This is a genomic window from Natronomonas sp., assembly GCF_046710025.1.
GTDB lineage: Archaea > Halobacteriota > Halobacteria > Halobacteriales > Haloarculaceae > Natronomonas.
Window position 1 is genome coordinate 1 of record NZ_JBKEGK010000065.1, and the last position, 12033, is coordinate 12033.

Below are 12033 nucleotides of genomic sequence, written 5' to 3' on the forward strand. Positions count from 1 at the left end.
CGGCGGCGACATCCGTGTTGGCGAACCGGATGGGGTAGAGAATGTCCCCGCTGACGGCGCGGGCGTCGCAGTCGCGGACCTGGTTTCCAAGGTTGCCGGCGGTGAAAAGCCACCCCGGTTCGTCGACATCCCACATTCCTTCCTGTGAGACGCGGGAGTCCGAACAGCAGACGGAGACGACGGCCGGACGCTGTTCGGACTGAACGGCGTCGAAGTGGCCCTCGGATAACGATTCGGCATGGCGCGCGTTTCGTTCGAGGAGTTCGGCAAGCGTCGCGTTTGACATGCGCGTGACTCGCGGGCACGGTAATAAAAAGCGTGAGTGTTTGTCCCAGTCGTGTCCGAGGGAGGGCGTCGGCGCGGACGGTGGTCGGGACAGGCTGACGTGTCGTCCCGGTCTGTCTGACCGGGTGGACGCATCCCTACTGGACTTCCAACTCCAGTTCGGCCCCCTCGTAGAGCTCCTCAAAGTCAAGGTCGCGGTCGCGCGCTTCGAGCGCCTGCTCGATCTCGTATCGGCGGCGCTGTTCCCGCTTCGTCCGTCCTTTCCGTTCGCGACCTCGCTTCGTATCGGGCATATGTATGTCAATACATGTCACGGTAGCATATAACATTATCGGCAAGTTTGCTCCCCGACCTGCATCTGTGCCGACCTCTGTTAGCGCCGGTCTCCGTCCGCGTTGACTCCCGTGGGGCTGATCGGCCCATACCGACACGCCTCGGCCGTCCTCGATCTAGAGCTGTCGACCGGCACCGTCGCTCCTGAAACTGGTGCGGCTTGCAACGGGCAAAAACCATGCGAGAAGGGGCTACAACGGTGATTAGTTTGAGGGGGGGTCACCAGGGAGTTCGTCACGGTCGTGGGGGGCCTCGAAGTCCGGGGCCGGGCCCATCGGCACGATCCGTTTCGGGCTCACGTCGGGGTGAGTCGTGTAGTAGTGTTCCTTGATGTGGCCCATCTCCGTCGTCTCGCCGAAGCCGGGTGTCGTATAGAGATCCCGGAGGTACGGCCAGAGGTTGTCGTACTCCCGAATGAGTTTGTGGTTACACATGAAGTGGGTGTGATACACCTCGTCGAATCGGACCAGCGTGGTGTACATCGCGATGTCGGCCTCCGTGAGCTGGTCGCCGACCAGGTATCGCTGGTCCGCGAGCACCGAATCCCAGTAGCCGAGTTCCTCGAAGAGCTCGGTCACGGCCTCGTCGTATGCGGACTGGGTGTCCGCGAAGCCGGTCCGGTAGACCCCGTTGTTGATCGGCTCGTAGATCCGATCAAGCGCGTCGTCGATGTCCTCCCGGAGCGCTTCGGGTGCGAGGTCGACCCCGTTGCCCAGCGCCGCGAAGACGGTCGTGAGGTTCCGCATGATCTCACGGGACTCGTTGTTGACGATCGTTCCCTCCTCAGTGTCCCACAACACCGGCACCGTCACCCGTCCAGTGTAGTTCGAGTCGGCCTCAACGTAGGCCTCCCGCAGGTAGTCGGACCCGTTGATGCTATCCGTCGTACAGCCCTCCCGCTCAGGGGTGAACTGCCAGCCGTCCTCGGCCCGGAACGGGTCGACGACGTCGACCGAAATAACATCCTCCAGACCAAGCAGTTTCCGGGTGATGAGCGTCCGGTGAGCCCACGGGCAGGCGTAACTCACGTAGAGGTGATACCGGCCCGCCTCGGCCGCTTCGGGGTCCACCCGCTCCCGGAACGTCGTCACCTGCCGCTCGAAGGCGCCCTCCTCGTTCGTGGCCTCGTACTCGGTCACCCACTCGCCGTCGATGAACTGGTGCATACAGTTGATACTCTCTCAACACAGATAGCCTTCGGGACGAATACGGCTGGTTGCCGCAACCACTAGGGGCGAGGCCATCGTGCGGGCGAGGTGGAGCTACCGTGAGCATACATCGGGTCGTAGCGTTTACTGCTCTGTTTGCCACTCCCGGGCCGTCCGAACCTCCGGATCGTGACGGATACAGGCCGACTCGTGACCGTCGCCGTGGTCGACCGACTCGGGGTGTTGCCGCTCGCAGGGCGTTCGGACGGTCGAACGGAGGCGCTCGGCTGCACGCCCGTCCTCGCCGTCGAGGACCGCCCCGATCGCCGCCGCGAGGTCCTCCTCGACGGCTGAATCCGACACCGTCTCGGGGAGGTCGAACGTTCTCCGGAGCTGCTCCGCCGCGGTCGATCCCTCCCGGCCGTCCCCGTCGGCCTCGATCCGAGCACGCTCTTCGATCGCCGCCGCGTCGACCTCACCAGCCTCGATCGCGAGGCGGAAATCGAGCAACTGTCGCCAGGTCGTCCGGTCCACATCGAGGTCGGGCGGCTGGACGACCGCGTGACACCGGGTGTGGAACCGACACCCGGCGGGCGGGTCCGCCGGATCGGGAACGCTGCCCGTCAGCTCGATCCCCCGATTCGCCGTCCGGGGATCAGGGGTCGGGATCGCGGAGACGAGCGCCTCGGTGTAGGGGTGCTTCGGGGAGGTAAACACCGACTCGGTCGGCCCAACCTCGACGATCTCGCCGAGATACATCACTGCGACCCGGTCGCATATCTCTCTGACGACGGACATATCGTGGCTGATAAACAGCAGCGAGAGCCCGAACTCCGACTGAACCCGATCGAGCAGTCCAAGGATATCGGCTTGAATAGACATGTCGAGCGCCGACACCGGTTCGTCCGCGACGATCAACTCGGGGTTCAATACGAGCGCCCGAGCCAGGGCGAGGCGCTGTTTCTGCCCGCCGGAGAACTCGTGGGGATAGCGCTCGTAGTCGGCCGCCGTGAGGCCGACCCGGCCGAGGAGGTCCTCGACGATCGCCCGGCGACGCCGCCTGTCATCCAAGCCGTGTACCGACAGCGGCTCGCCGATCGAGTCGCCGACGGGCATCCGAGGATCGAAACTCGAGGAGGGATCTTGGAAGATCATCCCCACCTCGCGGCGGAACGCCTTCATCTCCGTGCGGTCGAATCGGGTCACGTCGTTGGGATGGGTGCCGTCGTCGTTCCGGGTTCGGCCCTTCCGATCACCGCCGTTGAATAGGACTTGCCCGCCGGTCGGTTCCTCAAGACGGACGATCGAGTTCGCGGCGGTCGATTTCCCACACCCGGATTCGCCGACGAGGCCGAGCGTCTCGCCGCGGGCGATATCGAAGCTGATCCCGTCGACGGCCCTGACCGCGCCGCTCGGTCCCGATAGGAGGCCCCCACCGACGGGGTAGTGCTTCTCCAGATTCCGAACCGACAGAAGCGGCTCCGTCTCAGTCATCCGACTCCTCCCACTTTGGGTCCGCCCCGACCGCCTCGTCGGTCGCCAGCACCGACTCGTCGTACCCCTCGTGATAGTGGATGCATGATGCACAGTGACCGGAACCGACCTCGATCTCGGCCGGCTGTTCGCCCCGCGAGCACGCTTCGACCGCGTGGTCACACCGCGGCGCGAAGCGACAGCCATCGGGCGGGTCGGTCGGGTCGGGCAGCGAACCGGGGATGCCGCCGTGATCCGAGCCGACGCCCGGTAGACATGCCAGCAGCCGCCGGGTGTAGGGGTGGGCCGGGTGCTCGAAGATGTCGACCGGGTCCCCGCGTTCCATCGCCTTCCCGGCGTACATGACGACGATTCGATCCGCGATCTCGCTGACGACGCCGAGGTCGTGTGTGATGAAGAGCACGCCCATGCCGTACTCGGCTTTGAGTTCGTTGACGAGCCGCAGGATACGGGCCTGAACAGTCACATCGAGCGCCGTCGTCGGCTCGTCGGCGATCAAAAGCGCCGGCTCGGTCGCGAGCGCCATCGCGATCATCGCCCGCTGTTTCTGCCCGCCGGAGAACTCGTGGGGGTAATCGTCCACCCGGGCGGCGGCGTTGGCGATCCCGACTCGATCGAGGAGGTCGACCGCCCGCGCCTTCGCGGCCGCCCGCGAGACGTCCTCGTGGACCCGGATCGCCTCCGCGATCTGCCACCCCACGGTATAGCAGTGGTTCATCGCGTCCTGTGGGTTCTGAAAGATGTGTGCGATCTCCGCGCCGCGGATCGACCGCAACTCCGGCTCCGAGAGGGTCCCGAGGTCGCGCCCCCGAAACCGGACGGTCCCATCGACCGATCCCGGCGGCTCCTCGACGAGCCGGGTGATCGACTCGGTCGCGACGGTCTTTCCGGAGCCGGATTCGCCGACGAGACAGACCGTCTCGCCGCGTTCGACGGTGACGTCCAGCCCGTCGACGGCGACGAGCCGGCCGGCATCGGTCTCGAACGACGTGGTGAGGTTCTCCACGTTAAGCAGGGGGGCGTCGGTCATCGTTGGGCCTCCGGCCCGTTGGGATGGGGGTGGCTATGAGTATGAACGCGAGCGAGAGCGTGAACGCGGGTACGGACGTGCATATATATGTCAGTCATCGTTGATTTTCGGCCTCCGCCTCGGGGTTCAACGCGTCAAGCAGCGCGTCCCCGAGGAAATTGAACGCGAGGATAGTCAAAAACAGCGCGATCCCAGGAGCCAGCACGATCCAGGGGGCGAAGGCGAGGTCGCTCCGGCCGGCCGATATCAACTGCCCCCACGAGTGGATCCCCGAGTCGCCCAACCCGAGGAAAGCGAGTTGCGCCTCGGCGAGCAGGAAGCCGGGCACGAGCAGCGTCAACTGCGTGATGATGCTGCTTGCGGTGTTGGGGACGACATGCCGGCGGACAACCCGGAACGTGCTTGCGCCGCTGAGGCGAGCGGCGTCGACGTAGGGTTCCTCGGCGACCGACAGCGCCTTGCTGCGGACGTAGCGGGCTGTCCCACCCCACGCGAACAGCGAGAAGACGAGAATGAACATTCCCAACCCGGCGCCGTAGATGTAGAGGATCAAGAGGAAGAACAAAAGCGTCGGGAACGACAACACGATGTCGACGAACCGCATCAGTATCTCGTCGACCCACCCGCCCGCGTAGGCAGAGACGGTCCCGACTGTGATGCCGATGGCGGCGACGATCGTCGTCGTGATGAACGCGATCTGCACGCTGATCGTCATGCCGTACACGACGTTCCGGAAGACGCCCTCGCCGCCTTGGGTGGTCCCGAGGGGGTACTCCCAGGTCCCGTAACACCGGCCGCCGACGGTTTCGCCGAGACACCGCGCGACGTTCGTCGAGTCGATGCCCAGATACACCGGCGGTTGGTGACCCACGAGGACGTCTTGTTCGGGCGCGCTCAGGAGTAAGGGACCGATCAGGCCGCCGGCGAAGACGACGAGCAGCCACCCCAGGCTCACAACCGCCGGACGGTTGCGCTTGAACTCCCGCCAGTAGTACCGCGTTATCCGGGGGTTCCGGTACAGCGGCACGAGCAGGTACCAGACGAAACACAACAGCGTGAATCCGAAGAGATACTCGAGCGATCCGGGGTCGTAGTCCAGCCCGAGCGTCTCGAAGCGTGACCCGACCCCGAGATCCCGGCCAAGCGCCTCGAACGTGGCCTCGCGCTCCCCGACGAACCGCCGGTCGTAGGCCGCAAGCGCAGCGATTGGGAGCGTGCTCACGAGTAAGCCGACGGTGTTGGTCGAGAGCCCGAAGCCACTGCTGTCGGCGTGTTCGTCCCACTCAATTCGATCGAATCGGTCTCGATCTCCTCGTCCGTGTTCCTGCTCGCTCGCCATGATTATCTATCGTCGTAGCTGATCCGCGGGTCGAGGAGGGTAAACGCGATGTCCTCGAGAAGGTTTCCGAGCACCGCGACGAAGGTGAACGCAAGCGTCGTGCCCAACACCAAGTTGGTGTCCTGTGCGACCAGCGCGTCGAAGGTGAGCCGGCCGAGGCCGGGGATGCCGAAGACGACCTCGACGAGCAGCGACGACCCAAGAAAGATCGCAAGCAACTGGCTGACGAGCGTCGTCGACAGCGGGACGAGTGTCGGGCGCATCACGTGGTAGGCGTAGGCCCGAAACGGTGAAACACCCTTCGCCTTTGCGGTTTTCATGAACGCCGCTTTCCGGAACTCCGCGGACTCGTTTCTGGAAACGCGCATGACCGCCCCGATCGATCCCGTGACGAGGACGAACACCGGCAGCGCGAGCTGGCGGGCATTCGCAAGACTGAATACTGCTACATCGGTCCGGTAGACGATCGGGATCCAATCGAGCCAGACGCCAAAGAGCAACAGTAACACGATTCCGAAAAAGAAGTTCGGGATCGCGTACCCGAAGAAAGCAAAGGCGGTCGCGGCGTGGTCGCGCCACGAGTACATGTTCGCCGCGGAGTACACTCCGACGAGCGGCCCGATCAACACTGTCAGAATCGTCCAGGGGATCGAGTACTGGGCGGTGTAGAAGATTGCCTCGCCGAGGGCCTCGGTAACCGGCTGGCTTCGCTGATCCGACCACCCCCAGTTCAGGGTGTAGACGTTCCTGATGAAATCAACGTAGCGGACGTGCAACGGCTCGTCCAGGCCACGAAGCGCCCGTTCACGCTCGACGGCTTGCTGTGGATCGCCGCCCTCCAAGGCTGCCTGCGTCGCCGCCTCCTGGATGGCCGGATTCGGGGCAGCAGCCATGAGTAAGAATGTGATCGTGACTATGATGAAGGACACCGTTGCGGCCCAAAGCACCCGCAGCCCGACGTATCTAGCTATTCCCATCGTCGGACGGAGACGCTGGCGTTGTTTGGACCGTCGGATCGAGACCGAGTCGGACGGGCTACTCGGCACCGACGGACGGGTCCGAATGCGGCGGTCGTCGTCATTCCGAGAAGTGCCACCCCGGGAAGTCCCAGCCGTTCGAGAAGTTCTCGATCGGCCCCCGGAGGTCGGGGTTGTACCCATTCAGGCTCTCGCCGAAGGTGAGCATGACGTAGGGCTGTTCCTCGCCGAGGTTGACGAACACTTCGGCCATGGCGTCGGCGAGTTCCGATTCCGTCGTCGCCGACCGCGCTTGGTCGAACAGCCCTCGGGCGTCGAACTCTGGGTAGTATCCAACCGGATTGTAAAAGGAGTTCGCGCCGTCGAAGAACGTCTCGTTTGTGAGAGGGTTTCGCGGGAACGTGTTCAGGCCGAAGACGAGCGACATGTCCCACGACTCGTTCGACGTCACCGAGCGCGGACCGGGGTTGGTCGGCGTCGGCCGCTCCCAGGTGACCGACTCGCCGTTGACGGTGTCGGTCCCTCCTTGCGGCTCCGCGCCCCAGTAGTCCTCGTCGAAGCGGACGCCGTCGATCGCCTCGACGACGACGTCAATGCCGAGGTTCGCGTCGAGTTCGCCCGCGACGTATTCGGCGATGAGCTGTGAGGTCTCTTGGCCGACGCTGTGGTAGACGTCGAGTGTGACCTGATCGTCTTCGGGGGTGACGAGGCGATCACCGTCGAAGCGGTAGTCGAACTCGGAGCGCTCAAAGGCGGCCGAGGCGAGTTCGCGGGCCGGCTCGGACCCGTAGCGTTCGCCGGTTCCGAAGAACGGGATACCGTCGTTGCCGGGGTACCACTGGGACCATTCGGGCTGCCAGGTGTAGTGAGGCTTTGCGAGCCCGCGGTAGATCCCCTCGATGAGGTCGTCCTTGCCGATCGCGGTCGCGATCGCCTGCCGAAACTCGATGTACCGAAAGAGGTTCCCTGGCCCGGCGTTCCACCCGTTATCCCGCATGTTGACCGATAGAATTCGGTTGAACGGTTGCGGGATCCGCCGCATGCTGACGGCCTCCTTGCTGTCGAACTCGTCAAAGCGCTCCGGCGGGACGCTCGCGGCGTCGGCCTCGCCGGTTTCGAGTGCTCCGAGCCGCGAGGACTGTTCCTCGATCACGCTGATCGACGCGCCCTCGAAGTACGGCGCGTTCGAGAAAATCGCCGGACTCTCCTCGATATCTTGCACGTAGTAGTCGTCGTTTCGGCTGTACTCCGTTCCCGACCCGCGGTTCCATTCATCCAGGACGAACGCCCCGAGGTTACCGGCGAACGACAACTCGAGCAGTTCGGTGTCCTGTTGGAGGCCGTCGACGTCCTCTTCATCGACGTAGGGTTCGACCAGCCCCCGTGGGATGGGGTACTCAAGTGGGTCGAACGACTCGGGCCACAGCAGTTGCGGCTCCGGCAACTCGGCCTGAAACTGTAGGTCGCCGGTGGCCTCGACGTTAACCCCGTTCCACTGGCTGGAACTGGCCGTGTTCGCCCAGTCGCTTTGGTGAAGCGCCTCGATCTGATAGACGAAGGAGTCGGCACCGACCGTCCCATAGGGGTCGCTGAACTCCAAGCCATCATGGATGTCGAATACCCATACGGACCCGCTGTCGTCGGTCGACATGTCGTATAGACGTGGGACGTACTCGCCGTCGGCGTCGAAGGTGTACCCCAGATCGAGCGCCCGTCCGATGGCGGTCCCGGCGCTGGATTCATCGTTATACAGCGGATTCAGCGTGGTGAACGATGCCGACGTGACCGTGTCGTAACTCCCGGAGACGGTCGGCTCTCCGTCGACCTCGTCGAGGCCGCGGACGCCGCCACCGGATTCTGATTCGTTCCCCGGTGTGTCGGTACTGTTTCCCGAACAGCCGGCGACGCCGGCCGCGATGCCGACGCCAAGCATCGAAAGCCATCGGCGCCGGCCAACGCCTGGCCTTGAATCGTGGTCGTACTCGCTCCATCGCGGCATTTGAAAACAATTACCACTTCTCGCCGTTAAACCGTTGCGGTACGGTAGATACCTGTCGCCAAATTGTAGTGCCAGCGGGGGTGGATCTCCGTCCACCGGTTCTCAACCGTCGGGCAGGCGGCGCTCGATCGCCTCGACGTATGCGGCAGCGAGTTCGCCGTCCGGGAGCGCCTCGACGGCGGCCGAGCAGCCGTGTCGGAGGCGGTCGCGCCGGTCGCCGTCGGGGAGTTTGTTCTCGGCGACTGTCCCGGCGGTTTCGAGCAGTGAGCGAGCGGTCTCGGCGTCGCCGGCCCGGGCTGACTGCCGCGCGTTCGAGAGCAACTGTCCGAGACTCGAGCGCACGTCCGCGGGCATCTCTTCGTCAGACATGGCGGGCGAAGACAAACTCGGTGTCGCTCCCGAGTGGATCGGTCGCTGTTTCGGTCCGTAGCTCGTCGAACCCCGACGAACGGAGCTGCGATATCGTGCGTTCGCGCCCGGGCGCAGAAAAGAACATCCGCCCGCCCATCCAGCCGCGCCGGACCGTCTCGAAGCGCCCTCCCGGCAGCGTCATCAACAGCCGCCCGCCGGGGTTGAGGACCCGGGCGAACTCGGCGTACACCTCGGGGTGGCGGTCCCTCCGGACGTGAAACACCGCGTGATACGCTGTAATGGCGTCAAAGGCGTCGTCGGCGAACGGCAGTTCCGACATCTCGCCGTGGACGAGCCGAGCCGCCGGGGTCGTGTCGGCCGCGAGGTCGAGCCCGCGGCGGGAGATGTCTAAACCCACGCTCTCGGCTGGGAGGTTCGCAAGCGTCCGTGCGCCGTCGCCACAGCCAACGTCGAGGATGTCCGGCTCGGCGGGCAGCGCCGCGAGGAGGTCGTCGATCAACGCCGCGTCGGAGCCGTCTGGATCGCGCCGTTCGGCGTACGTCTCCGAAACGGTGTCCCAGGCTCCCTGGAGTTCGGTCCGATCCATATGGACGGTACGGGCCGGACGGGCTTGGATGCTGGGGCATCTTAGCTGGAAGCCGTCGGTCGAAACGGTCCCGGCGCGAGCCGGATCGACGCGCGCTCGCCGCGATCCGGTCAGTCGTTCGTCGGCTGAACCGGCTCCGTTGGGCCGAGCGGCTCCTTCGGCTTGATCGGCGAGCCCTCATCGAGGCCCTTCTGGGCGAGCGCCATGCTTCCCATGACCTCGATGATGAGGCGGTTGGCGAGTCCGCTGGTGACACCGCCGTTGTAGGAGTTCGAATCGCTGGTGTCGTAGGCCGGCGACACCTCGACCACGTCGAAGCCGAAGTCCTCCGGATCGAGTGCCTTGACCACCTCTCGGACCATGTAGATCGCCTCGCGAGGGACGAGTCCGCCCGGTTCGGGCTCGCCGGTCCCGGGTGCGTAGGCGGGCTCCATCACGTCGACATCGAAGGAGACCCAGACGGCGTCGGTGCCGTCGGTGGCACGCTGGACCGCGTCGAGGACGATGTCGTCGAGGTCCATCCCGCCGACCTCCATCGAGGTGTACCACTTCATGCCGGCTTCGCGCATCTCCTCGTAGGTGTCCGGGCCGGGCCAGAAGCCCCGGGGACCGATCAGCGTGTAATTCTCTCCGGCCATCAGGTCATCGTCGTAGACCCGCTTGACCCACGCGCCGTGGTCGTACTCGAAGCCGGTCAGGCCCTCGTCGCCCGTGTCGGCGTGACAATCGAAGTGGATGAGCCCGATGTCCTCGTAGCCGTTGGCCTCGGCCCAGCCCTTGATATCGGGGTAGGATATCGAGTGATCACCGCCGATGACGATCGGGGTCGCCTGCTCGCTGATCTCGGCGACCGCGTCCTCGATGTTGAGTTGACTCTGCCGCGTATCGCCCGGAGAGACCGCTGCGTCGCCGGTATCCGCAACTTTGAACGTGTCGAAGGGATCGACACCTGTCTCGATATTGAAGTGCTCGTACGGGGGTGAGGGTACCGTCGAGGCGGCTCGTACCGCGCGCGGGCCGTAGCGGGTCCCCGGCCGGATCGTCGTCGCCGTATCGAGCGGCGCGCCGACGATCCCGATGTCGACGTCCTCCGCGTCCAGTTGGTCCCGTTCGACCTGTGGAAGTTTGAGGAACGTCGGGATGCCGCTGAAGATTGGCTCGTTCGATTCTTTGTACTCCTCGCCGTAGATGTCCTCGCCGGATCGTTCGTCTGTCATTGGTGGTAGTGGGTGCGAGGCCGGGGCGACGGCGGATCGCTCCCCGACTCGCCTATGTATTTGAATTCCAAGAACATACTAAAGCGTTTCTTGGAATATATGCCAATAATCAGGGTGATTAGGTGCGTGTTCGAACAGTTCTTGTGGCATGAAATGATTAAAACACCTTAAATACGATCTCGGGGAAGCGGTCGCGCGTTCAGCGCGGTCCGCGGGCGTTTATATATTGAACGGCCGAACCCGAGCCTGTATGCCCTCCGACGAACGAAACAGACGCACAGCGGCCCTTCGACGCCAATGAACGAACGACGCAATCGACGGCTCAGCGGCGTCCTCGGAGTCTTCTTGCTCATCGTTGCCGGGGGCGCGCTCGCGCTTGCCGGGCCGGCTGTCCTCGCAAGCCCGGCCCTGCTCGCGCAGGTGACGTTTTTGAGTGCGGCCGGCGTCGCCGACGTCGTCGCCGCGACCGACGGCAGACTGACCGCCCGCTGGGCGTGGTACCGCTGGCGCGGCCTCGGAAACGTCCTGCTCGGCCTGTCGCTCCCGCTCGGATTCTTCGACGGCGACGGGACGTGGCTTTTTATACTGACCGGGATCGGCGGCCTCTCGTTGGCGGCGATCGGGCTTGACCTGCTCGCCTTCGCCGGTCGGTACACCCGCGGTGAGCGACTCGACCGGGACGGCCAGTAACGGCCAGTAAGCGTGTGCGCTGTGCCACGGGATAGAGAGCGCATGCGCCGGAACAGCCGGTGCGCGTGCGTCGCGAGCCACTAGGCTGGCGTCACCACGCAGCCTCCGACCTGACGGTTTTATTTTCCCCCTTGCGCTACCGACGGTACGATGGCAGCCTACGAAGCGTTCGACCGGGACGTTGCGGTCAACGGGCGAACGGTGCTCACAGTCGTCGAAACGGCGATGGGTCGGTTCTCCGAGGCCTACCGCGACCGGGCAATCGAGGCGCTGGCCGAGGAGGGGATCACCGACCCGGCTCCCGATGAGTGGTACCCCCAACAGGCGTGGCTGAACGCCTTCGAGACGATCGCCGAGGAGCTCCAGCCCCACGTCCTCGATCGGCTCGGCGAACAGCTTCCGCGCGTCGCCGAGTGGCCCGACGACCACGGCTCCGTCCCCGGTGGCCTTCGATCGATCGACGACGCCTACCGCCGCAACCACCGCGGCGGTGAGATCGGTCACTACCGGTTCGAGCGCGCCGGGGAGCGCTCCGGCGAGATGACGTGTCGTACCCCCTACCC

The 12033-nt window shown here is 64.8% G+C and carries 13 protein-coding genes; 2 read left to right on the top strand and 11 right to left on the bottom strand.

Annotated features, from left to right (window positions below; genetic code table 11):
• The 11 genes from ACI944_RS06390 to ACI944_RS06440 form a co-directional block, all read right to left on the bottom strand.
• Window positions 1–286 (bottom strand): carbonic anhydrase (locus ACI944_RS06390; protein WP_411718223.1); only part of this gene is annotated, 286 nt, incomplete at its 3' end.
• A gap of 136 nt (window positions 287–422) precedes the next feature.
• Window positions 423–578, bottom strand: coding sequence for a hypothetical protein (locus ACI944_RS06395; RefSeq protein WP_411718224.1), 156 nt, complete (start codon window positions 576–578; stop codon window positions 423–425).
• Between the two features lie 243 nt (window positions 579–821).
• On the bottom strand, window positions 822–1784 hold the full coding sequence (locus ACI944_RS06400) for a glutathione S-transferase family protein (protein ID WP_411718225.1): 963 nt from the start codon (window positions 1782–1784) through the stop codon (window positions 822–824).
• A 126-nt stretch (window positions 1785–1910) separates the two neighbouring features.
• A complete protein-coding gene (locus tag ACI944_RS06405) occupies window positions 1911–3260 on the bottom strand; it encodes an ABC transporter ATP-binding protein (protein WP_411718226.1) in 1350 nt (449 codons plus the stop codon).
• Window positions 3253–4290, bottom strand: coding sequence for an ABC transporter ATP-binding protein (locus ACI944_RS06410; protein ID WP_411718227.1), 1038 nt, complete (start codon window positions 4288–4290; stop codon window positions 3253–3255). The genes ACI944_RS06405 and ACI944_RS06410 overlap by 8 nt, the downstream gene beginning before the upstream one ends.
• Window positions 4291–4384: 94 nt before the next feature.
• The gene (locus tag ACI944_RS06415) at window positions 4385–5629 is read right to left on the bottom strand and encodes an ABC transporter permease (protein ID WP_411718228.1); all 1245 of its coding nucleotides are present in this window, start codon (window positions 5627–5629) and stop codon (window positions 4385–4387) included.
• Between the two features lie 2 nt (window positions 5630–5631).
• Window positions 5632–6606: an ABC transporter permease gene (locus ACI944_RS06420; RefSeq protein WP_411718229.1), complete on the bottom strand. Its 975-nt coding sequence runs from the start codon at window positions 6604–6606 to the stop codon at window positions 5632–5634.
• 100 nt (window positions 6607–6706) lie between these two features.
• On the bottom strand, window positions 6707–8605 hold the full coding sequence (locus ACI944_RS06425) for an ABC transporter substrate-binding protein (protein WP_411718230.1): 1899 nt from the start codon (window positions 8603–8605) through the stop codon (window positions 6707–6709).
• 102 nt (window positions 8606–8707) lie between these two features.
• Entirely contained in the window at window positions 8708–8974 is a 267-nt protein-coding gene (locus ACI944_RS06430; protein ID WP_411718231.1) for a hypothetical protein, read from the bottom strand.
• A complete protein-coding gene (locus ACI944_RS06435) occupies window positions 8967–9563 on the bottom strand; it encodes a class I SAM-dependent methyltransferase (protein ID WP_411718232.1) in 597 nt (198 codons plus the stop codon). The genes ACI944_RS06430 and ACI944_RS06435 overlap by 8 nt, the downstream gene beginning before the upstream one ends.
• Before the next feature lie 110 nt (window positions 9564–9673).
• The gene (locus tag ACI944_RS06440) at window positions 9674–10780 is read right to left on the bottom strand and encodes an agmatinase family protein (RefSeq protein ID WP_411718233.1); all 1107 of its coding nucleotides are present in this window, start codon (window positions 10778–10780) and stop codon (window positions 9674–9676) included.
• A gap of 297 nt (window positions 10781–11077) precedes the next feature.
• Between ACI944_RS06440 and ACI944_RS06445 the strand changes: the two genes are divergently transcribed.
• Both ACI944_RS06445 and ACI944_RS06450 read left to right on the top strand, forming a co-directional pair.
• Window positions 11078–11470 carry a hypothetical protein gene (locus ACI944_RS06445; RefSeq protein WP_411718234.1) on the top strand — a complete coding sequence of 131 codons (393 nt, stop codon included), beginning with the start codon at window positions 11078–11080 and terminating at the stop codon, window positions 11468–11470.
• Window positions 11471–11620: 150 nt separating this feature from the next.
• Window positions 11621–12033 (top strand): hypothetical protein (locus ACI944_RS06450; RefSeq protein WP_411718235.1); only part of this gene is annotated, 413 nt, incomplete at its 3' end.